At 34.8% G+C, this 24,320-nt stretch carries 34 protein-coding genes and 1 pseudogene; 33 read left to right on the top strand and 2 right to left on the bottom strand.

All coding sequences use genetic code 11. The features are described from left to right. Window positions 1–44 precede the first annotated feature (44 nt). The 7 genes from H8S40_RS12980 (at window position 45) to H8S40_RS16475 (ending at window position 4,341) form a co-directional block, all read left to right on the top strand. Complete coding sequence (locus H8S40_RS12980; RefSeq protein ID WP_005333597.1) at window positions 45–293, top strand: type II toxin-antitoxin system prevent-host-death family antitoxin; 249 nt, start codon at window positions 45–47, stop codon at window positions 291–293. Between the two features lies 1 nt (window position 294). Further along, the gene (locus H8S40_RS12975; protein ID WP_019163197.1) at window positions 295–594 is read left to right on the top strand and encodes a type II toxin-antitoxin system RelE/ParE family toxin; all 300 of its coding nucleotides are present in this window, start codon (window positions 295–297) and stop codon (window positions 592–594) included. Between the two features lie 273 nt (window positions 595–867). After that, entirely contained in the window at window positions 868–1,587 is a 720-nt protein-coding gene (locus H8S40_RS12970; RefSeq protein ID WP_008399859.1) for a response regulator transcription factor, read from the top strand. A 51-nt stretch (window positions 1,588–1,638) separates the two neighbouring features. Continuing rightward, window positions 1,639–2,592 carry an ABC transporter ATP-binding protein gene (locus tag H8S40_RS12965; protein ID WP_186865393.1) on the top strand — a complete coding sequence of 318 codons (954 nt, stop codon included), beginning with the start codon at window positions 1,639–1,641 and terminating at the stop codon, window positions 2,590–2,592. After that, a complete protein-coding gene (locus tag H8S40_RS12960; protein ID WP_186865392.1) occupies window positions 2,585–3,430 on the top strand; it encodes a DUF2705 family protein in 846 nt (281 codons plus the stop codon). The genes H8S40_RS12965 and H8S40_RS12960 overlap by 8 nt, the downstream gene beginning before the upstream one ends. A 3-nt stretch (window positions 3,431–3,433) precedes the next feature. Beyond that, window positions 3,434–3,793, top strand: a complete 360-nt coding sequence (locus H8S40_RS16480) for a hypothetical protein (RefSeq protein WP_366482557.1) — start codon at window positions 3,434–3,436, stop codon at window positions 3,791–3,793. Beyond that, window positions 3,769–4,341: a sensor histidine kinase gene (locus tag H8S40_RS16475; RefSeq protein WP_366482555.1), complete on the top strand. Its 573-nt coding sequence runs from the start codon at window positions 3,769–3,771 to the stop codon at window positions 4,339–4,341. The genes H8S40_RS16480 and H8S40_RS16475 overlap by 25 nt, the downstream gene beginning before the upstream one ends. A gap of 501 nt (window positions 4,342–4,842) precedes the next feature. Here H8S40_RS16475 and H8S40_RS12950 read toward each other — a convergent pair. Both H8S40_RS12950 and H8S40_RS12945 read right to left on the bottom strand, forming a co-directional pair. Beyond that, window positions 4,843–5,598: a MerR family transcriptional regulator gene (locus H8S40_RS12950; RefSeq protein WP_186865391.1), complete on the bottom strand. Its 756-nt coding sequence runs from the start codon at window positions 5,596–5,598 to the stop codon at window positions 4,843–4,845. A 120-nt stretch (window positions 5,599–5,718) separates the two neighbouring features. Further along, window positions 5,719–6,201 (bottom strand): GyrI-like domain-containing protein, encoded by a 483-nt coding sequence (locus tag H8S40_RS12945; RefSeq protein ID WP_494545938.1) that lies wholly within the window; start codon window positions 6,199–6,201, stop codon window positions 5,719–5,721. A 32-nt stretch (window positions 6,202–6,233) separates the two neighbouring features. Here H8S40_RS12945 and H8S40_RS12940 point away from each other — a divergent pair, with 32 nt between their 5' ends. From H8S40_RS12940 to H8S40_RS12845, 26 genes and pseudogenes are all read left to right on the top strand, one after another. Next, window positions 6,234–6,608 carry a hypothetical protein gene (locus H8S40_RS12940; RefSeq protein ID WP_186865705.1) on the top strand — a complete coding sequence of 125 codons (375 nt, stop codon included), beginning with the start codon at window positions 6,234–6,236 and terminating at the stop codon, window positions 6,606–6,608. Then, window positions 6,609–6,971, top strand: a complete 363-nt coding sequence (locus H8S40_RS12935) for a hypothetical protein (RefSeq protein ID WP_186865390.1) — start codon at window positions 6,609–6,611, stop codon at window positions 6,969–6,971. 21 nt (window positions 6,972–6,992) lie between these two features. Continuing rightward, the gene (locus H8S40_RS12930; RefSeq protein ID WP_186865389.1) at window positions 6,993–7,343 is read left to right on the top strand and encodes a DUF6061 family protein; all 351 of its coding nucleotides are present in this window, start codon (window positions 6,993–6,995) and stop codon (window positions 7,341–7,343) included. A 79-nt stretch (window positions 7,344–7,422) separates the two neighbouring features. Beyond that, the gene (locus H8S40_RS12925; RefSeq protein WP_186865388.1) at window positions 7,423–8,316 is read left to right on the top strand and encodes a hypothetical protein; all 894 of its coding nucleotides are present in this window, start codon (window positions 7,423–7,425) and stop codon (window positions 8,314–8,316) included. A gap of 13 nt (window positions 8,317–8,329) precedes the next feature. Next, on the top strand, window positions 8,330–9,271 hold the full coding sequence (locus tag H8S40_RS12920; protein WP_186865387.1) for a DUF1848 domain-containing protein: 942 nt from the start codon (window positions 8,330–8,332) through the stop codon (window positions 9,269–9,271). Between the two features lie 180 nt (window positions 9,272–9,451). Continuing rightward, window positions 9,452–9,799, top strand: coding sequence for a histidine phosphatase family protein (locus H8S40_RS16470; protein ID WP_366482552.1), 348 nt, complete (start codon window positions 9,452–9,454; stop codon window positions 9,797–9,799). Further along, window positions 9,778–10,047 (top strand): hypothetical protein, encoded by a 270-nt coding sequence (locus tag H8S40_RS16465; RefSeq protein ID WP_366482551.1) that lies wholly within the window; start codon window positions 9,778–9,780, stop codon window positions 10,045–10,047. The genes H8S40_RS16470 and H8S40_RS16465 overlap by 22 nt, the downstream gene beginning before the upstream one ends. Window positions 10,048–10,057: 10 nt before the next feature. Beyond that, window positions 10,058–12,787 (top strand): AAA domain-containing protein, encoded by a 2,730-nt coding sequence (locus H8S40_RS12910; protein ID WP_186865386.1) that lies wholly within the window; start codon window positions 10,058–10,060, stop codon window positions 12,785–12,787. A gap of 32 nt (window positions 12,788–12,819) precedes the next feature. Next, window positions 12,820–13,020: pseudogene (locus tag H8S40_RS16575) on the top strand (helix-turn-helix domain-containing protein); the annotation flags it as partial. After that, a complete protein-coding gene (locus H8S40_RS16570) occupies window positions 13,003–13,332 on the top strand; it encodes an NUDIX domain-containing protein (RefSeq protein WP_436286266.1) in 330 nt (109 codons plus the stop codon). The pseudogene H8S40_RS16575 and the gene H8S40_RS16570, both read left to right, overlap by 18 nt. An 11-nt stretch (window positions 13,333–13,343) precedes the next feature. Then, the gene (locus H8S40_RS16230) at window positions 13,344–13,526 is read left to right on the top strand and encodes an NUDIX hydrolase (RefSeq protein ID WP_243238251.1); all 183 of its coding nucleotides are present in this window, start codon (window positions 13,344–13,346) and stop codon (window positions 13,524–13,526) included. Between the two features lie 31 nt (window positions 13,527–13,557). Next, window positions 13,558–15,288, top strand: coding sequence for an RNA-directed DNA polymerase (locus tag H8S40_RS12900; RefSeq protein ID WP_186865385.1), 1,731 nt, complete (start codon window positions 13,558–13,560; stop codon window positions 15,286–15,288). Window positions 15,289–15,404: 116 nt separating this feature from the next. Then, a complete protein-coding gene (locus H8S40_RS16225; protein ID WP_243238250.1) occupies window positions 15,405–15,587 on the top strand; it encodes an AlbA family DNA-binding domain-containing protein in 183 nt (60 codons plus the stop codon). A 34-nt stretch (window positions 15,588–15,621) separates the two neighbouring features. After that, window positions 15,622–16,152 (top strand): DUF8451 domain-containing protein, encoded by a 531-nt coding sequence (locus H8S40_RS16220; protein ID WP_243238249.1) that lies wholly within the window; start codon window positions 15,622–15,624, stop codon window positions 16,150–16,152. Further along, the gene (locus tag H8S40_RS16215) at window positions 16,143–16,487 is read left to right on the top strand and encodes a hypothetical protein (RefSeq protein WP_243238248.1); all 345 of its coding nucleotides are present in this window, start codon (window positions 16,143–16,145) and stop codon (window positions 16,485–16,487) included. The genes H8S40_RS16220 and H8S40_RS16215 overlap by 10 nt, the downstream gene beginning before the upstream one ends. A gap of 48 nt (window positions 16,488–16,535) precedes the next feature. Beyond that, window positions 16,536–16,793 (top strand): DeoR family transcriptional regulator, encoded by a 258-nt coding sequence (locus tag H8S40_RS16210; RefSeq protein ID WP_243238247.1) that lies wholly within the window; start codon window positions 16,536–16,538, stop codon window positions 16,791–16,793. 191 nt (window positions 16,794–16,984) lie between these two features. Further along, the gene (locus tag H8S40_RS12890; protein WP_186865384.1) at window positions 16,985–17,899 is read left to right on the top strand and encodes a hypothetical protein; all 915 of its coding nucleotides are present in this window, start codon (window positions 16,985–16,987) and stop codon (window positions 17,897–17,899) included. Window positions 17,900–17,918: 19 nt separating this feature from the next. Then, window positions 17,919–18,962 carry a hypothetical protein gene (locus H8S40_RS12885; protein WP_186865383.1) on the top strand — a complete coding sequence of 348 codons (1,044 nt, stop codon included), beginning with the start codon at window positions 17,919–17,921 and terminating at the stop codon, window positions 18,960–18,962. Window positions 18,963–19,006: 44 nt separating this feature from the next. Then, a complete protein-coding gene (locus tag H8S40_RS12880) occupies window positions 19,007–20,029 on the top strand; it encodes a hypothetical protein (RefSeq protein WP_186865382.1) in 1,023 nt (340 codons plus the stop codon). A gap of 129 nt (window positions 20,030–20,158) precedes the next feature. Then, window positions 20,159–20,386, top strand: a complete 228-nt coding sequence (locus H8S40_RS12875) for a hypothetical protein (protein ID WP_186865381.1) — start codon at window positions 20,159–20,161, stop codon at window positions 20,384–20,386. 389 nt (window positions 20,387–20,775) lie between these two features. Then, the gene (locus H8S40_RS12870) at window positions 20,776–21,033 is read left to right on the top strand and encodes a ZIP family metal transporter (RefSeq protein WP_366482546.1); all 258 of its coding nucleotides are present in this window, start codon (window positions 20,776–20,778) and stop codon (window positions 21,031–21,033) included. Beyond that, window positions 21,012–21,545 carry a ketopantoate reductase family protein gene (locus tag H8S40_RS12865; protein WP_366482545.1) on the top strand — a complete coding sequence of 178 codons (534 nt, stop codon included), beginning with the start codon at window positions 21,012–21,014 and terminating at the stop codon, window positions 21,543–21,545. The genes H8S40_RS12870 and H8S40_RS12865 overlap by 22 nt, the downstream gene beginning before the upstream one ends. Further along, window positions 21,521–22,228: a class I SAM-dependent methyltransferase gene (locus tag H8S40_RS12860; RefSeq protein ID WP_366482544.1), complete on the top strand. Its 708-nt coding sequence runs from the start codon at window positions 21,521–21,523 to the stop codon at window positions 22,226–22,228. Before H8S40_RS12865 ends, H8S40_RS12860 begins: the two co-directional genes overlap by 25 nt. Then, on the top strand, window positions 22,218–22,919 hold the full coding sequence (locus H8S40_RS12855) for a transglutaminase-like domain-containing protein (protein ID WP_015527132.1): 702 nt from the start codon (window positions 22,218–22,220) through the stop codon (window positions 22,917–22,919). Before H8S40_RS12860 ends, H8S40_RS12855 begins: the two co-directional genes overlap by 11 nt. Before the next feature lie 307 nt (window positions 22,920–23,226). Next, a complete protein-coding gene (locus tag H8S40_RS12850) occupies window positions 23,227–23,619 on the top strand; it encodes a pyridoxamine 5'-phosphate oxidase family protein (protein ID WP_186865380.1) in 393 nt (130 codons plus the stop codon). Between the two features lie 12 nt (window positions 23,620–23,631). Beyond that, window positions 23,632–24,318, top strand: coding sequence for a PAS domain-containing protein (locus H8S40_RS12845; protein WP_186865379.1), 687 nt, complete (start codon window positions 23,632–23,634; stop codon window positions 24,316–24,318). The last annotated feature ends 2 nt before the right edge of the window (window positions 24,319–24,320 follow it).

Genomic DNA, 24,320 nt, shown 5'->3' with positions numbered 1-24,320 from the left:
AAGTAGCAGAAACAATTTAAATCAAAGGAAGGAGCTGAAAGAATATGGCAAATATTTTACCAGTATCTGATTTGAGAAATTATAATGAAGTCCTGAAAAACTGTCATAAAGGAGAACCAGTATATCTGACCAAGAATGGCAGAGGACGTTTCGTTGTCATGGATATTGAAGATTATGAGCGTGACCGAGCAGAGAAAAAGCTTCTGATGAAGCTGCAGGAAGCTGAAGAAGCAGTGAAAGATGGCGAAGGTTGGCTGGATCTGGACGAACTGAAAGCACTTGTGGGGGAATAAGATGTTAAAATTGCGGATCAATCCGATTGTTGCAAAGGATTTGAAAAACATCCGAGATTATATTGCTGAGGATAATGAAGAATATGCTGCAAAGACGATAAAAGAGATTTATGGTAAATTTGAAAATCTTCAGATGTTTCCGGGAATGGGGTCGGATTTATCCAAACGGGTCAGCTTTCGGACAGATTATAAATATGCGATATGGGAAGATTATGTTATTATCTACAAGGTCGGTAACGAATATGTAGAGATTTATCGTGTAGTTAACCGATATCAGGATATCACGAGAATCTTTGATTGATAACAGAGATGTGATAACAAATTGAGAACACTGTTCAGTACAGCCTGTGGACTTTGGACAGTGGAACACATATAAAACCAGATAGAACCATAATCCCTATACAAAAGTGTATAGTGATAAGATTTTATTTGCGAGTTTGAATAACGGACTAAAATGCCGAAAGCCTGTATGCGGGTTTCCGGCATTTGTTTTATCAAATGTACTGGAGAATTTCGGGGATCTGTGGGGAGTAATTGCGGGAAAAAAGGGAAAAGCGTATAATGCAAGAAAATAATGTTTTCACAGTGTAAAATAGAGGAGAGAACTATCATGCAGAAAATACTGATTGTAGAAGATGATACAAATATCAATAATCTGCTTCAGGAAGCATTATCCAAAGCAGGCTATTCCTGTGAGCAGGCGTTTTCCGGAACTGAGGCAAAGCTGCTTTTGAATATGCAGGAGCATAGCTATGCACTGGTATTGCTGGATTTGATGTTGCCGGGAATTACAGGAGAAGCAGTTCTGGAGGAAATACGGAAAAAGGGAAATCTTCCGGTTATTGTTTTGACTGCGAAAGATAGCTTGGATGAAAAGGTAAAGGTTTTAACTAGTGGGGCTGATGATTATATAACGAAACCTTTTGAAATCAGAGAGGTACTGGCAAGAATTCAGGTACAGCTTCGTCATACAGAAGAAAAGGAAATAAAAGAATCTAATCTTTCGTTCAGAGAGATGGTATTGAACAAAGCTACTTTTCAGGTCAGCATTGGTGGAAAAATACTTCCTAAGATAACAAGACAGGAGTTTGCGATTTTAGAATTACTGCTCAGAAATCCGAAGCAGGTTTTCAGTAAAGAGGACATTTTTGAATATGCGTGGGACGAACCATATATGGGTGAAACAAAAACTCTGGATGTACATATAAGCAATATTCGTAAAAAGATAAAAACAGTTACATCTGAGGAATATATTGAAACCGTCTGGGGAATCGGTTATCGTCTTCATCTATAATCTTTACTCTTTTTTTACTATTTATTTGCGTTTGATTAGGAGTATTCCTTTATGATAAATGCAGATAAGAAAAAGGAGATGAAAAACTTGAGCGAAATGTTATTGGAAACAAGAAATTTGACTAAGCAATATGGACACCATAAAGCTGTGGACAGTGTCGATATGCATATTAAAAAAGGTGCTATTTATGGCTTTATCGGTCGGAATGGGGCTGGGAAGACAACTTGCCTAAAGATGATCAGTGGACTTTCAAAGCCGACTTGTGGAGAAATCGAGATGTTCGGATACAAAGGAAAGGATCTGCAAAATGTTCGATCTCGGGTAGGATGTCTGATTGAGGCACCGGGGCTTTATGGAAATATGACCGCATATGAAAATTTGAATATTAAATGTAAGTTGTTTGGAATAAAGAAGACAGGTTATATTGAAGAAATATTGAGAATAGTAGGTCTGGAGGATGTGGGAAAGAAACAAACAAAGCATTTTTCCCTTGGAATGAAGCAGAGGTTGGGAATAGGTCTTGCATTGGTTGGAGAACCAGATTTGTTAGTCCTTGACGAACCGATTAATGGCTTGGATCCACAGGGGATTGCAGAAATCCGTGATACGATTCAGAGACTTCGGAAAGAACGGAATATGACAATATGTATTTCCAGTCATATTCTGGAGGAATTATCTAAGATTGCTACAGATTATGGAATTATTCATAATGGAAGTCTCCTACAGGAAATTACAAGAGAAGAATTAATGAGGAGATGCAGTGAACGTATGGAGTTGACATTGGATCATCCGAAACTGGCGATTCCTGTGCTGGATTCTATGGGATTTACCAACTTTCAAATAACAGATAAAGAACATATTCATATTTTTGAACGATTGAATGAAAGTGCAGTTTTGAATATGGAACTTGCAAAAGCGGGAATTCCAGTAAAAGGGATATCCATTACCAGTGAAGAACTGGAGACTTATTTTCTGAATCTGACGGGAGGTACAGACCATGCTTAATATGATAAAAATGGATTTATACCGGATGTTTAGAACCAAAAGTATGTATGTAGTATGGATCATCCTGGCTGTATCATTACTGTTTACAACATTTCTGTGTAAAACGGATTATGATTCATTAAGTAAAGAAGATACCGTGCAGCAGGAGCAGTTTGCTGAACCGACTGCGGAGAATATTAATGTGGGGATGATGGTGACACTGCCTACAGAACCAGGAGAAAAAGTCACGGTGTATGACATTTTCTTTGCAAATTCTCAGGGAAAATTTTATGCATTGTTTCTTGTGATTTTTGCTGTGATGTTTTCAACAGCAGATATCGGAAGCGGTTATATTAAAAATATTGGCGGTCAGGTTAAAAAAAGAGGAGCACTGATTTTTTCCAGATCTATTGCGTTGGCGGTCTTTACGGTGCTGACAATGGCAGGTGCATTCTTGTTCCAGGCAGTGGCGAATTATATTGTATTCAGAGAGCTGACGTGGGGCAGTTCAAAAGCTGATCTGTCTTATTTTCTGACGGAGTTGGCACTTCATTATGCACTTGTGTTGATCTGTATGGCGGTTGCAATCATTCTGAAAAATAATGTGATCAGCATGGTCATAGCAATTTGCCTTACAATGAATATAATGAGTATCATATACGGATTGATAAACAGCGCTGTTCAGAAAATGGGAATCCAGAATTTCCAGATTTATAAGTATACGATAACTGGAAAATTATCACTGCTTCCTATGAATCCAAGTGGAAATGAGTGCTTGGCAGCATTCGGTGTAGCAATGGTGTTCATTGTTATAATGATATCTGTTAGTAGCGTTGTTTTTCAAAAGAGGGATATTTAACGGATGTATATCGTAATTGGGATATTAGCAGGAATTATTATTTTACAATTTATTATTATGTGGAAATACCAGCGGCAGGTGAAAGACATCTGCCGCCAATTGGCGTTTTTGATGAAACATGACAGTAACATGTTGATTAATCGTGAATTTGATATGGGAGGAATAGGAACGCTTTCAGACAGGTTGAATGAACTTCTGGAACTGCGGAGAAAAGAGAAGCAGCAGTATCAAGAGAAAGAAACTCTGATTGCGGATACTTATACAAATCTTTCTCATGATATTCGAACCCCATTGACATCTCTGGATGGATATTTCCAGCTTATGAAGAATGTGAAAATGTGGAGGATCAGAAACGTTATCTAGGCATTATCCACGAAAGAATTCATAGTCTGAATGAAATGCTGGAAGAACTTTTTACATTTACAAAGTTAAAAAACGAATCTTATAATTTGGAATTGACGCCTTGCTGTATTAACCGGATTTTGAAAGAAACAGTTTTTTCATACTATGATGAATGGGTAAGAATGGAAATTCAGCCGGATATTCAGATTACGGAAGAACAGTTGTATATAAATGGAAACAGGCAGGGACTCCGTCGTGTTATCCAGAATGTGATAAAAAATGGGCTGGATCATGGAGAAAAGAAGATTAGCATTGTGTTGGAACGTGATCAAAATCAGGCGGTGCTTAGAATCAGCAATCAGGTTACACATCCAGAACAGATTAATATAGATCAGGTATTTGAGCGATTTTATAAAGCAGATGTTGCCAGAAGTAAAACATCTACTGGATTGGGACTATCTATTGCAAGGGAGTTGGTAAGTCGGATGAATGGAGAGATTGAAGCAAAGATAGAGAAAGAAGAGTTTATTGTTGAAATGAGATTTCCGATTGTAACCGATGCTAAATAGTATTTTGCGACGTAGAGGGATAATCAATAATTTTTATTTATCCTTGCAGAAGCATTAGCTCTTATTTTAGGATACTATCTAAGGAAAGTACCCATGACAAGGCGTTAAGCGTTCGGGGGGACGATTGTTTAGCACCGACCGAAACAGAGTGTAGAGGTGGCGTCGATGACGGCTTATGAGATCATTTCGATTTTCATTGAGATATTAGCATTGTTGATGTCCTTTGGTAGCTTGATTGTAGCGTTGCTTGCCTTTCTCGATAAAGAGAAAAGCTCTTCGAGGAAGAGCAGACGAAAATAAAAATGCCTATCCTGTCTGCTAACAGGATAGGCGGTGTCCTTAAGAACATTCATTAACCTAAGCTCGGAGCATACACCTTTGGAGTGGGTGCTTTCTGTTTAATTAGATATTATCATCTTATGTTTGATAATTCAGGAGGTTTTACTAATTTGGATAATTTTTTACAGTAAGGCGGTCAGTGCCTCGTAATTGTCGTGAACTTTACATAGATAAAGCCTCCATTTTCTCTGCATTATCACAATATATCTCTATTGCATCTGATACAAAATTTGCTGTACCCTTTCCACCATAAACATCAATATTTGTTGTAAAGTCTCCGCCACCTGAATATATTTTTCCTAGTCCACGCAGAATCTTATTTGAGCAAGTATATAAGTTTTCCGTAATATAATCCTGTATTCTTTTTACAAGATTCTGTGCGTCATCGGATGCCGGGTCACTATTCTTTATTTTTCCAGCCTCCTTAAATAAAAGCATGAATCTATCTGCTAAGATTTTCTCATCTTCCTCAGTACGATTCTTTTGCTTTTCTTCCATTTCTTTATATTCCGGTGTGCCACCGTATAATTCCTTTGCATGTCTTGAATATTCATCTAACTTACTTCTGTCAAAAGCCTTAAAGTCCATATGTTTCACTCCTAATAATTTTATTCCAAGTGCAAAGTTCATCAAGTTCTCAATATGTTCCTTTTTAAGCCTAAGCAGCTCTATCTGTTGCTCCAAAGCTTTGCTTCTATCAAAATCCGGACTATTTATAATTGCCTTGATGTCCTTAAGTGGAAACTCTAATTCACGAAACAGTAGTATGTGTTGAAGGCGTTCCAAATCTGCATCGTCATACAGTCTGTAGCCTGCATCGGTGTATCCCGTCGGATGTAAAAGACCAATCTTGTCATAATATTGTAGAGTGCGTATACTCACTCCGGCAAGCTTGCTCACTTCATGCACTGTCATCATTAATATTTCCTCCTATTTTTAACTTGGTGTTCTAAGCATAAACTATTACGTAACGTCGGAGTCAATACTTTTTTACAATTTTATATGCACCTAAAGCTATGAATCTATACGACTAGCAGATTATACTTTCTTTATAGGATGTCTAATAACCGTTTTACATTTTTCTGGTGCAACTTTTCTGGGATCAGACAAATAAATTTCGTGGTGTAATCTTACTTTGTTCATGTCATTAACATATCCATTCTGTTCTAAATATGTATCCATAAGTGCAACAGTTGCGGGTTCATCATCAAATGCTCCTAAATGCATAATCTGAATACACAGACCTTCATCAATAGTCATAAACTCTGCCAATGAACAATCCAATTTCTTCTTTTTTGTTGCAGTTTCAACAGCCCATTTAAAATCTTCTTTTGTTATAAAGTCAGGTAATCTGATAACAGAAATCCAGTTAAATAATCCCTTATCCGTATAATCCACACCAGCTGTATTTTCCTGCCACCAAAAACCTTCAAGTGGAGGAACTACATATTCAAAAAAGCCTTCAATTTTGTAATCTGTTTTGTAGCTCATTTTCAAAGTATACGCAACTGCATATAACACGCTTATTGCTTGCAGATAATCAGGATTTGAGAATGGAAAACTCAAGGCTTGAAAGCCGCAAGGACAGACTTCGCATGGAAAATCATGATTTAAAGCAGAAACAGCTACAGTTGCAGACAGATAATGAAGAACTGGAACAAAGGCATGAAGATTTACAATATATGAATAGTAAATTGGAGAATGTGAATGATCAGTTATCTGCTGATAATCACACTCTGGAGCAAAGGAATGATTCATTGAAATCTGATAACCAGACATTAAGACAGAAATACAATGATTTGCAACAGAATAATGTTCAACTTGAAAAGCAACAGAATGAGCTTAAGAGGCATATAGAGCAGATGGTGCAGTCGGAGCAGTTATTACAGCGAGATGTAAGGAAGTATGATGAAGCACCGGAATGGTAGTTGCCGGAACCGGGAGCATTTGCAAGTGCTAAGTCATTTCGGGATAAGGTAGTCATGCCATTTGTGAATAAGCTTAAAACACTGATAAAGAATCTGACAATCCAGTGTGTAAGGCTAAAAGAGGAAGTAATACAGCTTCGAAAGGAAAAGAAGAGATTGTCAGATGATGTGGAGTTTTACAAGGGCAAGATTAAGGATATGAGTGATAGGACAGAGCTGTTGCAGGAAAAGGCTGATGATCTGGAGCGTGTGAAGAGATATGCCGGTGCAGAGCAGATTGATACGATTATTCGTAAGGTAAAGGAACAGGAGCGTACAGAGCAGCAGATAAGGCGGTATGACAGGTCTTATGGGACAAGATAATTGGAAGGATGGATTGATGAGATGAAAGATAATCGAATGGATAATATCGTGGAATGTGCTTATAAAATGGATAACGGCTATGTTGAGGTGTGGTTTACAGATGGAAATATGTTGTGGATAAAGTGTGAAGAAGTGGACGCTGCTCTGAGGACAACGGAGCAGTCACTGGCGAAGCTGCATAGGTTGTTGGATAACAAGCCAATAGAATATGTGGCAATGGCTTTGTCCGTGGAAATGCAGGCATATTGTGATATTGAGGATGATATGGTTAAGGGAATGTTTGGGACGATTGTGCAGGGGTATCTGAAAAAGGGGTATAACCGGGCTACGGCGGAGATGATGGCTAGGGAGTTCTTTAGTTATGAGAGTTGAGATAGATGTAAATAAAATAACTATAAGAATGTGAAAAAATGTAGTATAATTAATAAAAATATGTGTTGGAGGGAATGATATGCTTTTATATGATTTGATTGAGAAATGTTCTTGCAGAGATGAATATCAGAAGGAACATGAACAATGCGAGGATTGCTCATATGGGGACTGTTGTCCACGAGATTGTCAAAGTTGTTTACAGTATGTACATTTTCCTCAAAATGCTCCGGCTCCAAGAAAATATGACTGTATACATATGGCAGATTGCTATTATTGTAAATATGCATATAAATATGCATCTGAAATGGTGTATGGATTAAGCTGCTTTGCTGAAATTCGAGATAAGAAGAAATTGAAGATTATGTCAGTTGGATGCGGACCATGTACAGAACTGGCAGCAGTTGATTATCTTAGAAATGAGGGGGTGCTTAATTATGACCAATTGGACTATAGGGGAATTGATCCATTAGGAGAGGTATGGCAACCTATTTGGAATGATATTATAGATTATTTTGGCGACGGAATAAGATTTTATCCAAATGATATATTACAATTAGTGGATATTATTGTTCAAAAAAAGTGGGTGCCAGATGTGCTTATTTTTCAATATGTATTTTCGGATATGTATAAACATTCAGACGAAAAGCAAATAGTTCAGTTTATTGATAAGTTGGCATCTTTTTTGAATTCATATAATCAAGAGCCTATATATATTTTGTGTAATGACATTAATCTCAGCAAATCTATGTGCGGAGGAAGAGAATTCTTTGATTTATTAGAGTCAAAAATTCAAACACCGAAAATAGTGAGAAGAATGCATTTTAATAATGTAAATAAAGAAAGACATTACGAATATGGCGGGCAGTATGATAGTAGTGAGCTCGTCTTTAATATGATTTCAGATGAAATTAGAAATGCGTATAATCCATTTGAAAGTTGTGCTAGCGCACAGATGCTCATAAAAAAGGAATGAAAGAAGTGATGAAATGATATTAAGTGTAAGTAGAAGAACGGATATTCCTAATTATTTTTCGGAATGGTTCTATAATAGAATAAAAGAGGGATTTTTATATGTTCGCAACCCTATGAATGCTCATCAGATAAGTGAAATAAAAATCACTCCAGATGTTGTAGATTGCATAGTGTTTTGGACCAAGAACCCTTTGCCAATGATAAAGAGGTTAGACGAGATAAAAGATTATAATTATTATTTTCAATTCACATTAACGGGATATGGAAATGATGTTGAGGTTAATTTGCCAAATAAAAAAACAAAAATGATTCCAGTATTTCAAGAACTATCTGAAAAAATTGGCAAGCAAAAAGTGATTTGGAGATATGATCCTATATTCTTTTCTGATAGATATACGAAAGAATATCATTTGAAGGCATTTAAAAGTATTGCTGAGGCTTTAAGTGGATACACGGAAAAATGCGTGATTAGTTTTGTTGATATATATCCTAAAAATAAAAAAAATATGGATGGATTGTCAAGTTATGAATTAAATGATGATGAGCTGCGGGAATTTGCTGAGAAATTAAGTAAGATAGCTGCGGATAATAATATTAAGATTGGAAGTTGTGCAGAAAAAATAGATTTGGATGAATGTGGTATAATTCATAATTGTTGCATAGATAGAGAATTAATTGAAAAAATTATCGGATGTAAACTTAATGTTGGCAAAGACAAAAATCAGCGTAAAGAATGTGGATGCGTTGAAAGCGTTGAAATAGGTACTTATAATACATGCAAAAATGGATGTGCATATTGCTATGCAAATTATAGTTCAAAAAGTGTAGAAACAAACGCTACCAAATATGATCCTTCGTCACCTCTTCTATGTGGGCAAGTTCAAGAAGATGACAAAATAACGATTAGAAAAGTTGAGTCATTAAAAGAAACACAGCTAAGTATTTTTGATATGTGAGTTCATTATTATAACGTATATTTTTAAGAGTATATTTGGCTCCATTTTGGCTCTAAAAATTTTAGACGAGGTACACAAAAATGCGAAATAAGATGAATATGAAGAATAAGATGCACAAATGTGCACCTAGAAACAGCCAGATAAATCTCTCCGCCCAAGAGAAGAGATAGGAGACACGGTATGACAAGAGTGTATTTCGTGCGTCACGCACAGCCGGAACATGATTGGAAAGAAGACAGAACAAGACCTTTGACGGAAGAAGGCAAGAAAGATTCTGCAATTGTACTAGAATTTTTGAAGGACAAGAAAATAGATGCGTTTTATTGTAGTCCATACAAACGCAGCATGGATACCATTGCAGATGCGGCAGCTTTTTTCGGAAAAGAAATTATAACAGATGAGAGATTAAGGGAGCGTGAAAAAGGTCCTGATGGCAACAACCACGGAATGTTCCAGAAACGTTGGGCTGACTATGATTATCATGAAGAGGTGGAGAATCCATTGCTATGCTTCAAAATCGTAACATAGAGGCGCTAAACGAGATTTTATCAGATAATACGGATAAAGATATTGTTTTAGGAACCCATGGTACTGCCCTTAGTACTATATTGAATTTTTATGATAACAGTTTTGGATGTGAAGATTTTCTAAGAATTATCGATTGGATGCCATATATTATTGAATTGGATTTTGAAGGTGATAAGTTGGTTGGCAAACAGGAACATTGTCATGTGGAGAAAGAATTTAAGGGCAAGCAGCGTGAGGATAAGAAGTAGAGAGGTATAGATGAATACAAGATATTATATGGTCATTATTAAAGGTGAAATAAAGACATCCGAAATAATGTCATGTGTGTACAATAGAAATACCCAAAAATGGGATGTAAAATTCAATACTGGAAAAACATACTCTTATGCATATTTGAATGTGGAAAAATTAACTGAACCAGATGTTTTAAATCCTAATATGTATCGCATTAGCAGAGATGGACGGGAGTTCTTTGATATTAAAGCAATATATGTATTTAGAAGTACATATGAGTCTTATTGGCATATTCGTTTTGGCGATGGTAGTGAAAGAGATTATCGTCGGAGCGACTTGCATATTATAGAGTCATGTCTTACTCAGAGTCAGTCATCAAATGTATTTGAATATATAAAGCAAATTGCAGGTTTGAGTAATCTTAAGAATGAAGAGACTGGTGAAAAATTATTGTCTAAGAGGTTTGACAAGATTTCTTTTGTGGGTAGTGATGTAGCTTTAGCAAAGTATTTGAATCCATCATTATTGCAAGAGAAAAGAATAGGACGGGAATACATTCCGATTTTCCCATTTGGATGCAATAACAGTCAGTACAAGGCTGTGAAAAATGCCATGGAGAATCAGATTAGTGTTATACAGGGACCTCCCGGAACAGGTAAGACGCAGACGATATTAAATATAATTGCCAATATATTGATGCAAGGAAAAACGGTACAGATAGTATCCAACAATAATTCGGCAACAGAAAATGTATATGAAAAATTATCATCACCCAAGTACAATTTGGGTTTTGTTGTTGCGACATTAGGAAGTTCTAAAAATAAGAAATTATTTGTTGAGCATCAGGACGCCGCTTATCCCGATTTTTCGTCGTGGAAAACGGGAGAAGATCCAAGTGTTTTGCAGAAGGAAATAGCAGAGCAATCCAGTCAGTTAAAAAGTGTTTTTGATAAGCAGGAAAAACTGGCGTGTTTAAGGCAGGAATTTTCACAGTTAGTTACTGAACAGGAATATTTCAATCAATATGTTAAAGAATCAGATGTTCATACAGATAGTATTAAGTTCAAGAAAAAACTATCTTCAAAGCAATGGATGGTATTGTGGCAGGAGTGCCAGTTGATTTCAGAAGAGAAAACGGCAATAGGATTTTGGTTTAAGATAAAAGCCTTATTTAAATATGGAGTAGCCGATTGGAGCATTTATAAGCAGGATATTTCAAAGATAATTACAACCTTTCAAGCAATGTATTATCGTGCGAAGCAGGAGGAGTTGTCTGCGGAAATTGCAGATATTGAAAAGTATTTAAATAGTGTTAATAAGAATTTGCTTGAGGATTTATGCGATCAGTCAATGGTTGTCCTAAAAGACAAACTGGCAAGGAAATATGAAGGTAACAGTAGTAGGAAAACTTTTAGTGAAGATAATTTATGGAAGGAATCATACGATGTACTGGCTGAGTATCCGGTTATATTAAGTACAACATTTTCATCAAGAAACAGCCTGAATTCAGATGTGGTGTACGATTACCTTATCATGGATGAGGCATCACAGGTAGATATTGCAACCGGTGCGTTGGCATTGTCCTGTGCAAGGAATGTTGTTATTGTGGGGGATACCAAGCAACTTCCCAATGTTGTTACAGATGATATAAAAGCCAAAGCAAAAGCTATATTTGACAGCTTTAATGTGGGTGAAGGATATCAGTATACAAACAGTTTTCTACAATCCATTTTGGATGTTATACCAAATGTAACACAAACATTGTTGCGGGAACATTATAGGTGTCACCCAAAAATAATCAATTTCTGTAACCAGAAATTCTATCGTGGTGAATTGATTATTATGACAACGGATAAGGGTGAAGAGGATGTTTTATCGGTAGTAAAAACGGTAGCGGGAAATCATGAGCGTAATCATTATAGCCAGCGCCAGATAGATGTTATTAAAAATGAGATTATACCAAAATATGTTTCAAATCCGGAAGAAACCGGAATTATTGCACCGTACAAAAATCAGGTAGAAGCTTTAAGCAAGGAGATTACAGATATTGATGCTGCTACAGTGCATAAGTTCCAGGGCAAGGAGAAAGAGAATATTATTATATCTACCGTGGATGATGAAATATCTGATTTTGCAGATGATCCATATTTAATCAATGTTGCTGTATCAAGAGCCAAAAAGAAATTGATGTTGGTTGTAACTGGAAATGAGCAATCAAAAGAGCACAATATAACAGATTTGATTGATTATATTCAGTATAATAATTTTGAGGTTACTGAAAGCAAGATTTATTCGATTTTTGATTACCTTTACAAGCAGTATACTGAGGAAAGAAGGGTATACTTGCAGAAGCACAAAAAAGTATCAGAATATGATTCGGAAAATCTGATGTATTCATTGATAGAGGACATTATCTCCGCTAAGAAGTATTCAAGCTTGGATGTTGTTTGTCATTTTCCGTTGAATATGTTGATTAAGAATCCAGAACTATTAAATGAGCAGGAATGTCAGTATGCAATGAATCCAGCAACACATTTAGATTTTCTGATTTATAACAGAATTGGTAAAAAGCCTGTGTTGACGATTGAGGTTGACGGATATGAACACCATAAAGAGGATACCGTTCAGGCTTCAAGAGATTTATTGAAAAATCATATTATGGAGTTGTATGAAATTCCATTACTGAGATTTATGACTAATGGTAGTGGCGAGAAAGAAAAGATTATAGAGATGCTGGATAAGTCGGTTGGGTAACTGAAATGGGAAATAAAATGGGAGATGCTATTATGGCTGTATCATATAACAAATTATGGAAATTATTAGTAGATAAAAAAATGAGTAAATCGGATTTGCGTAAAAAGGCAGAAATTGCCCCTAACACAATGACAAAGCTTTGCCGTGATGAAGAGGTGAGCCTAACAATTCTTAGCAAAATCTGTAAAACTTTACATGCAGATTTTGGGGATATTGTGGAGTATGTACCAGACGCAGAAATATGGGATTTGTATAACGAGAATAGAGAACTTCTTGGGAAAGACCATATCAGAGGAGAACAGTTACCGATAGACGGATACCATCTGGTGGTGCATGCCTGGATTCGTAATTCTAAGGGAGCGTATCTGATTGCACGGCGCTCAGCAAATAGAACAGCATTTCCTTTGGTATGGGAGTGTGTGGATGGTTCAGTAGTTAAAGGAGAGGCCAGTCTGCAAGGAGCGCTTAGAGAAGCAAAAGAAGAAGTTGGAGTAGATTTATTACCAGAAAAGGTCAAGTTATTTTATCGGACATTAAAAAAATAGAGTTTGGAAAAGTGGTTAATAAAATTGTTGACGTTTGGCTGTTTGAATATGACGGAGAGGTTGATTTGGGCAATGCCACAACGGATGAAGTGGCACAGGTTGCTTGGATGAATAGGGAACAGATAAAAGAATTATTTGATGCAAATATGTTTGTGAATACATTGGAGTACTTTTTTACGGAAGTGGATTTTTAAGGAAATGTATTATTTACTCAGGAGGAATCAGATGATAGATAAAAATGATGATATACAGCAAAGGAATATTGATTTATTAATAGCAGGATATTGGTATGAGGATTTACCACCAGTTATAGATATAGCAAACATAAAAGGAATGATAAAGGAAATTATTGAAAAGATTGATAATGATGTATATGATGACTTTTTTAAAACGGATGGTTTAATAACTGAATATAAAAATACTCAGGCACCATCATATATATTTAATGACGGGATAGAACCTATAACTTTTTTTGAATTTAAGAAGAATGGTGCGTTGAGAGAGATGCAGATTCCCAATTTGAAATATTATTGTACATTTGTTTATAACACAATTGCTGTCTATGATGAACTGTTTAGTAAACTGTATAGTGAGCCGGAATTTGATAAATATGTTTGTAATTCAAACTCCTATATATTATTTAATGAACTGTTTCATATTTATAAATTGTATGATGGAAGTGAGGAAATTATTGAGAGTGGAATATTTGCTGTAAAGAATAATAAAACTACAGGGCAACTTGCACATGAAGAAAATAATGTAAGATACTTAAAAAAGCAAGGTGCTAAATTACATTCAGTTAAAGTTGATATTGAGTCATTTTATCCCAATGTGTATACGCATTATCTTAGTAAAATTAAAGATGCTGAGCCATATAAAGATAATATTTGTTGTGACACTTATTTTGACTTTTTGGATTATTACAATATGAAGATAAATAATAATCAGACAAAGGGAATTGTAACAGGAGTTTACTCTTCGACAATATCAGCGGAATTGCTTATGTTATGTGTCGATTACGAGATTAATAATGTTATAGGTGATGAGGTGTCGTATATTCGATATGTTGATGACTTGACTTTTTTTTCAGATTCTTTAGAGGAAATATATTCCAAATTGCCATTAGTACAAAGGGTTTTGAATAAATATAGGCTTAGAATAAATAACAATAAAACAGAGACACAAAAGAGCATATATAATATGTCATATGTTGATATGTATGAGTTGAAGAAGAGATTTGATTTTTTTGATTTTGATTCTGCCGATATTATAAAATACGATAAAGAGGTTTTTTACAATATTAAAGGATATGTGGCTAGAGCATATGACAATAATTTAAAATCTGAAATAAAAGCTTTCTTATCAATGTTTAGAAGAGCTATTAGTTTAAAAAAACTTTGCTTTGATATAGATGAGAAAATTGATTTAAAAAAATATACTGTAGCATATATGTTACAGTTGGCTTGTTTGGAACCAATATTTGCATCGCGTTGCTATAGGGTTATCATTTCTATATTAGATTTGATTGATGAAGAGAATAAAAAGGATGAAATCGTAAAATTATTGAAATTAAAAAATGCTTTTATAAATGCAACATATCATGATTCTCTTTTGCAGATATGGCATTACTATGTTTTGAGTAAGTATGACGCTAAAGCGAATATTATAGAGTTGCTAGATAGTTTTGGAAATGATGAAATAAATCCAATTATCTTAGCCGGATTTGTAAAAGAAAAATATGCAGCTAATAAAGAATTGTTTGATTATATAAAAAAGACTTATTCTTCAATTGTATATAAAGAAGGAGAGAATTCTTATTGGATGCGAAGCATTATGTTTTCAAAATGGTGGTTACCATTGCTTGTTATATATTTAAAGGATGGCAAGAACTATTCTCAATTTTATGAAAGTCAACATTTTCATGAAATTTACAAGGAAATGAAAGAGGATAAATAATTTCCTTTTTATACAAAAGAAAATTGCTGCGATATATTCAGGAAAATGAAGAACATGGAATGCAGTTCTAAGCAGAGTATTATAATAGTTAATTGATGAAAATTGGAGGCGATAGAATGACAATTGAATTTATGAGAGACTTGCTTTCAAAAGATGAAAAAATAACAGTAGAATACAAAACCTGCCAGCATGGTGTTCAGGAAGATGTGTATGAAACAGTATGCTCTTTTTCTAACAGATATGGTGGATATATCATTATGGGTGTGGAAGATGACGGGACGCCAATAGGTATGTATTAACCGGAATATGGTCAAGGACATGAAGAAAAACTTTGTGAATCAGCTAAATAATCCGGATAAGATGTCCCCAACACTATATCTTTCATTAGAGAAATTGGAATATGAAGGGGTGCTGCTTCTGTGGGTATATGTGCCACCGACATCTACAGTCGAAAAATGTGCGAATAGGATTTATGACAGGAATGAAGATGGTGACATGGATATTACAGATTCGCCGATTCAGTTGCAAAATATGTATAACAGAAAGAGCAATACATATGCGGAGCATAAGATATTCCCATATGTTACAACGGAAGACCTACGAATAGATTTGATGGATAAAGTAAGAAATCTTGCAAAGAGCAAAAATCCGGATCATCCTTGGCTGAAAATGTCTGATGAGGAAATATTGAAGAGTGCAGGCTTGTGGGAAAAAGATTTTTCATCAGGCATCCAGGGATATAATCTTGCCGGAGTACTTCTGTTTGGCAAGGATGAAGTGATACGTTCCTGTGTCCGGGATATATTACAGATGCAATTTACAGGGTTGAAAATTTGGATAGATATGATGATAGATTGCAAGTAACAACAAATCTGATAGAGGCATATGAGCTTCTGATGGATTTTGTGGCAAAGCATACTTATGATAAGTTCTGTCTGATTGACAATGTGAATACAAGCATTAGAGGCATCATTTCCAGAGAAGTAATTGCAAATATTCTTGTGCATAGAGATTATTCCAGTGCATTTCCGGCAAAGGTAATTATCGAAAAGGATTGGCTAAAAACAGAAAACTGGTGTATACCAAGACGTCATGGAAATATTATGAGTGACGAGTTTACACCATATCCTAAGAATCCGTTGATACAGCAATTTTTTGCAAATATTGGTAGAACTGATACAATTGGTTCCGGTGTATGAAATTTATACAAATATACACCAATATATTCTGATGGTGGTAAGCCGGAATTGATTGAAGATGATGTGTTTAGAATAACCATTCCTTTGGACAAGGTGGCTACCGACGAGGGAAGAGAACAGAAAACTTTATCTGAAAGAGAACAAAAAATTTATAATATGATTTGTGAAAACCTGCACTTATCGGTTGAACAGGTAATGGCAGAATTTGATATATCAAGAACAACGGTATTCAGAGACTATGCTAAAATCAAAAAAGTAACGGGTGCAATGTATGATAAAAAGACATCGACATGGACTTTGGATTGATAAGCTGGACTTAGTCTCATACAGTCTCAAGTTAGTCTCACGTAGTCTCATTTTTGTGGATGAGATTTTGAGACTGAGTTGAGACTGGGGAGTATTATGAGTGAATATTAAGAAGTGTACGTTCGATGTTAAGGACTATATTTTGTTAAATTATAGGAGAAATATTATTAATATGACAAAGGCGGAATTATATGTTACCGATATACTTAGATATTGTAGATGAAGCAAAAAAGATAATTAATAAAAATATTTGGTATATGTTTGAATTGTTAGAATCAAATTGTGCTGCATTAAGTTATGAGGAAATATTGAGTGATATTTTCCCACAATATATTATAGAAACAAATTTTGAAAAGTGCGTGATGACAGTAAAAGCTCTTCACAACATGGTTCAAGATAATTATGATAGAGATGAACTTCCCTCTTTTTTTGAGCTTACATTATATCACACGATTTCTTGGTGGATTGACGTAGCAAACGATATTCCATTAGATGAACTACCAAGAAATTTGTGTATCAATAAACAAGGAATGGATATGTATGATTATCTGAATAATGTAAATAGTTATTTCGATTTTATGTTTCAAGATTTGGATTTTTTACATCTAGAGGAAATGTATTCATTATACAAAAAGAATCCGAAGATATTAGAGGAATTTCTACATATTGATATTGAACAATATATTGAGTTAATGCCAATGGACATACAAGAAGAATACAATATGCAAATGGAAAGGGAAAAATGGGATATGAATAAAAGAAATATGACAGTAAATATAAGTGGCGGACAAGTTAATATTGCAAAAGATAATGCAACGATAAATGCTATACAAAATAATGGGCTGGATGGAAATGAGTTTGAAACTATTATTCAAGCAATTAAAGATAATTTGTCAGGTTTAAAGAAAGAGGATGGCGATGAAATATTAGATGTATTGGAACAGGTAAAAGAGGAAATAGATAAAGAAAAACCGAAGAAAAGTCGTTTGCAGAATTGTTTAAAACTTATTGCGCCGATGATTACTATTGCAAATGGTATTCCGGTATTGGCTACTAATTTGCAAAAGCTACATGATATTATTATTCAGTGCATAATGAATTTGTAGAAATAGATAGGGGTACTCTATGAGAAAAGACAGTGAAATATTTTTGAGAAAATGTTTACAATACAAGACAGAAATTGGAGAAGATGCATTTGAACTAAATATTACCTATTTTGGAGAGATTCCTAACATAGAAGTTGAAATCGATGAAATTATCAATGAATTAAAAACACTTAAATGTATATCTAAGAAAAGTGAAATTATAGGAGAAACAATACAGATATATCTAATCTTGGATGGAATAACCTATTTTAGTAAACAGAAGATAAATGAAAATTGGATTACGATAAATTTTAATGGTGATCAGATAAATGTTGTCACAGATAATGGACGAATAGACGCTAAGAACTATGAAAAAGATATTGATAATATTCCTAAAACCATAGTGGTTGAAGGAAACAAGAATAGTAGAGAGGCTTCATCTGGTGGATCAGGAGATCAATCGTTTTGGTTAGGATTAATAGGGATATTAGTTCTTACAGTGTTTTATTTGGATTATCGCATTAAAGTACAATTATGTTTGGTGCTTGCGTCGATAATTATAGAAGTTGCTACTGTTGGGGCATATTATAATAGCAGGAAAGCACAGGTGATATATGGAAAGAATATAAAAGAAATGTTATATTTCAATATGGTAGGAATAATATGTATTCCGCTTTTGATAGGAATTATCAATATGCCTTTATATACATCAAAAATAGATTTAGATGCCTTTAAGAAAATCGTTGATATGGATGGAATAATTAAGGCATTTTTAAATTCTGAATATGCATATTATGTCTTTTTTCAAATGGTGGGAATGATATTGCTGGCATTTTTCATACTCCATATAGTTTGTTCGGACTTTTATATTATCGCAATAACTAATATTGTAATTGGTAAAAAAGGAAAATGGTTTTGGAACAGTTTATTTAAATTGACATATAAAAGAGGAAAAGATTGGAAAATTCATGTGTCGATAGGCATATTATTTTTAGTTATGAGCATTTTGTGTGTTATTGGAATTGTTCCTTACATAATAGATGTGCTAAGTAATATTAATGCAAACAATCTTTCAAAAATTTAGATGGGGAAGTACGGAAGTATAACATTACGAAAGTTGGTGATATTATGACTGATAAACTCACGAATAGTAAATTATATTTGTTTTTGTATACAATGAAAGAGTATCAAAGATTTTCCGGGGAACTCTGTAGTCATGAATTAACAGCTGATTATGATGCTGAATCATATGTGCAGATTAATACCAAATTGATTTTACTACGCAAGTATGGAAGTAAAGGAGAACCTGTATTTATTGAAGAAATCCTGGATGAAATGAAGAAAACATATCCGCATAAAAGCGAAGAGGCAAGCAAGATTTTAGACGAATATCATGAAATCATTAATATGCAAATTGAACAGATATTGGCAGACGGAACAAAACTTAATCTATATCAAACAATAGAGGATGTTATGTATGGATTATATTTGCATGCGGACGCGAATAGAATTCAAAGATTAGTGCAAACAGATGAACAGTTACGTTTTGCCTGTATAAGGAAGTATGTTGAAGACTTTGAAAAAGTGTTATTTAAAATAATCAAATGTCTCAGGGAATGTGGGATGGATGTAGAAGAAATACATAAAGAACATGCTAGCATAATTGCGTTTGGAAATCAGAGCGAAAGTCAGAATGTTGTTAATTCGCCATTTTGGTCAAATATGTATGGACACGATGCTGATGACGAAGAATTAAAACAGATATATGGACAATTAGTACTCGAGGATATTGAAATTTTAAGTCGATGCAATATTTTTTTGGAAGAATTAAAAAAAGAAGTTATTTCTGTAGGTTTATTGGACAAATTAATTTTTCCATCTACGAAAAAGGATTGGAAAGATTATTCGGAAGCAAGAGAATTCTTTTTGGGAATAAAGAATCCTGGAATTAGTTCCAAGGTACGTTACAATGAACAACATACAATGGCATATGTTAGAATTCATCCTCAAGTGGATAATCCGTTTGTGGTTAGTACACCACATATTATAAAAGATATTTATGAAATTGCATTAGTTAAGGATTGTGGCATGTCTGAATGGAAAATATATTCTTTTGGTGGTCATTTGGATTCTTACATAATTAAAAAATAAAAAGCCCAATTTGAATAAAGTACAATTAATTCGTAAATACAGGAGTAAAACATATGAAAGCAGGTATAGCATTTGAAATATTGGTAAAAAGAATTCTAATTAGTGTTGGTTTTAGTGAAGTGCAATCCGATGGTACATATATATGATGGTTCTTCTGGGCAAATGCTACAGGGGTTAGGAGAAGCCTTGACAGTTCCGCTCCGCTGTTATGACGGGCAATTATATGCTGTAAGCATCTGTGTGCTGCTTACAGCGAAGCAGACAACAATTAACTGGAGAATCCCTGAAAGGGTTTTAGCATCTTTCAAGGTTCGAGCTATCTACGATAAACCTATGTTGGCACAGGTTCGCCTGTGATCCACGCTGTTAGACGGTAGAGCTCACGGCGGACCATTGACCTGTCGGTAAGGAACAATCCGAATCCACGTATATCATAGTGGTCAAAGCCGGGGACTGATACGTCTGAAGCCCTTTCATGGGTTCTCCAGGTAAAATTTAATAAATTTGTGGTGATTTTTCTCAATTTACCTCTTGACAAAAGTCATTACATATCAGGTTTTGTAAATTGTTAAAAGAATTATATTGTTATATGATTTCGTAAGTGATATACTTAAACATAAGGAAAACCGTGTGAAATTACAGTTTGCTTTTTGCACGGTTTCTTTTACATATGGCAGTTAGTTAAAACTAACAACAGAACGATGTGAAAGTACTTTTGACTATACAGAAAGGAATACATAATGCTAATGAATGTTTTTGAAGGTATATTGATTCCATTTGTTGGAACAACGCTAGGTGCAGCATGCGTGTTTTTTATGAGAAAAACACTTAGCAAGTTACTGCAACGTGCACTTGCAGGGTTTGCAGCAGGTATAATGGTTGCTGCTTCAATCTGGAGTCTCCTGATTCCGGCAATTAAACAATCTGAGAATATGGGAACTTTATCGTTTATTCCGGCAGTTGTTGATAAGAATATTGATTTATGGTTTATGGTGCTGGTGTGATTGGATCCTTGTATGCGGCTTTATTTGCAGAAGCCGGTTATGATACAAATATTTATGCCAGAGGTAAAAGACTTGAGGCTTTAAGAAATAATGGATTGCAATATAAGAAAAATCAGGAAGTAATAAAGGCAGAGATTAGGATTCTTGGAGAACTATCAAACGATGATATTTGTGATTTTGTCTTGCTTACTGTCCGGGAAAACCAGCTGTATGAAGCACTTACTGAATTGAAAAATAATAAAAGTAATATGATTGTTACAATGATAAATTCACTGGACAGTTACAATAAATGGGAAGACATTGTCGGAAAAGGAAGAATATTACCGGCTTTTCCAGGAGCAGGCGGAAGTATAAATGATGATGGTATCCTCGATGCAGCACTTACTCCAAGGTTGATTCAGCCGACAACATTTGCAGAAATATCAGGAAATAAATCCGAAAGAACTAAGCAGTTTTACGCTTATATGAAAAGAATGAAGAAATGCGGATGCAAGACGAAAAAGGTACAGTGATTGGGGAAAAAAGCATGAAAAATGAAGAATATAAAAAATTGTCAATTAAAGAGTTTACAAAAGCAGCAGGAAGATATGAAAGTAACCATGCTGGCGTTTACGAAATGTGCAAGAAGGATTATCCGGATATTCTGGAAGAATTAGATAAGGAGCCATTTAGAGATTTATTAGATGCAGGCTGCGGGCCTGCTCCGATGATTTCTTTATTAGCAGAAAAATATCCAGACCGGCATTATACAGGACTGGATCTGACTTCTGCCATGATTGAACAGGCAAAAAAGAAAAATATTCCAAATGCAACATTTGTTGTAGGAGATTGTGAGAACTTTCCTTTTGAAAACGATTCATTTGATGCAATTATTTGTTCTATGAGCTTCCATCATTATCCGGATCCACAGGCATTTTTTGATAGTGTGAAAAGATGTCTTCGCCCAAATGGAAGATTGATACTGAGAGATGTGACGAGTGACAATAAAGTATTGGTATGGCTAATGAATACATTGGAAATGCCGTTGGCAAATATATGCGGACATGGAGATGTCCAAGTGCCAACAAGAGATGTGGTCATAAAATGTTGCAAAAAAGCAGGATTAAAAGTAGAAAAATTTGAAATTCGTAAAGGTATGCGAATGCATTGTGTTGTGAGAAAACCTATGGGAAAGGCGATAAGAAATGAAAGATAAGTATCTTAGGGAAACACGAATGGTTGATTTTTCTAATCCGGCAATTCAAAAACTTATTCAAAATATGAAATGGAAGGAAATGGGTGAATTTGAAAGGATTAAGGCAATCTACAACTATGTAAGAGATGATGTTTTATTTGGATATAATATTGATGACGGAATTTCAGCTTCAAAAGTACTTGCAGATGGTTATGGACAATGTAATACAAAAGGAACTTTATTTATGGCACTTTTACGTGCCTGCAATATTCCATGCAGAGTACATGGTTTTACGATTGATAAAAGATTGCAGAAAGGGGCTATGACCGGGTTTGTTTACCGTAATGCTCCAAAAAGTATTTTCCATAGCTGGGTAGAAATTAATTTCGAAAATCAGTGGTACGAACTGGAAGCATTCATTTTGGATAAAACCTACATAAAGAAGTTACAGGAACAAAATTCGGAATGTACAGGTGCATTTTGCGGTTATGGAGTAGCAGTCAAGGATTTCAGAAATCTCATTATTGAGTTTGATAGAAACAATACTTATATTCAGAGCGAGGGAATCAATCAGGATTTTGGTGTTTATGATTGTCCAGATGAACTGTTGAAGGAACATCATCAAGAAATTTCAGCCTTTAAAGCATTTGCTTATAGACATATTGGAAGACACCTCATGAATCGTAATGTCAGGAAGATTAGAGAACGATAGTTTTAAGCTTTTAGAATTAAAATTAAATTTGGAGGGTAAGGAGTTCTCTGAAAAATGCACATATTACTTGTATTGATTACAGCATGGATATGCTTGAACAAGCCAGAAAAAGACTTGGTAGTCATGCGCATTCCCAACTCTCCGGAATTTCAAACGGCATATCATCTGCAATACATACCGGCTCGCTCTTTCCAACCTTCTCATAAGGCAAATTATTGATACTTAATAAAGCAATATATGCTATACTGAAAATAGTTGTAATTCATTATAAGTATCAGATAAACAGTTAAGGCAGGAGGATTATACCATGGAACGAGTAGTAAATTTTTTGAAAGAAGCAGAAACATATTATTTGGCAACAGTGGAAGGAGACCAGCCAAGGGTAAGACCTTTTGGAACAGCACATATTTTTGATGGAAAACTGTATATTCAGACCGGAAAGGTGAAAGATGTTTCAAAACAGATTCATGCAAATCCAAAGGTAGAAATCTGTACATTTAAGAATGGAGAGTGGCTTCGTGTAGCAGGAGAACTTGTAGAAGATGATAGAAGAGAAGCAAGACAGTCTATGCTTGATGCTTATCCATCTTTACAGAATATGTACTCAGCAGATGATGGAAATACAGAGGTGTTCTATTTTAAGAATGCGACAGCTACATTTTCATCATTTACACATGAACCGGAAGTAGTGAAGTTCTAAGGATAACATAAAATGGCGAAAAGTAAGAAGAAAAAAATACATAAAAAGATAGATGGTCAGCTTTTACAGATGAACAAGAAGTTTAGTAATCTCAAGATGAAACAGAAGGATAAGATTACAGGCTGGGTGTATGAAGAATACAAAAAGTATGTAACAGAACATGATAAAGCACCTGATTCGCTGGCAGATGAACAGATTGTTGAAGCTGTACTTGATAAGATAAATGAGGCACAAATCTGGATACCAGATGGAGAAATATACGATTATTATCGAAGAAAGAAACCACATCTTCAAAAGAGGCTGGATAATGAAAAGGTGATTAAGTTTAAATCTTATGTCAACTTTTATAAAAGTATTGTTGATCAGGACAGGGCATCTGTTGTTATATGCAATCTTAAACATGAGATTATTTACATGAATCCGGCAGCTGTTATCAGTTATGCGAAGCGAGGTGGCGATAAACTTGTTGGAAGAAGTCTGTTAGATTGTCATAATCCGGAATCAAGAGATAAAATACAGCAGGTAGTGGACTGGTTTGCAGTAGATGAAAGTCATAATATCGTTTTTACTTTTCACAATGAGAAACAGAATAAAGATGTTTATATGGTGGCACTCAGAGATGATGGGAAGTTGATAGGATATTATGAGAAACATGAATATCGAAATGCAGAGACTATGAAACAATACGATTTATGGTGATG

It is taken from the genome of Ruminococcus hominis (genome assembly GCF_014287355.1).
In the GTDB taxonomy this organism is placed as follows: domain Bacteria; phylum Bacillota; class Clostridia; order Lachnospirales; family Lachnospiraceae; genus Schaedlerella; species Schaedlerella hominis.
This window is presented reverse-complemented; position numbering and strand designations above follow the sequence as displayed.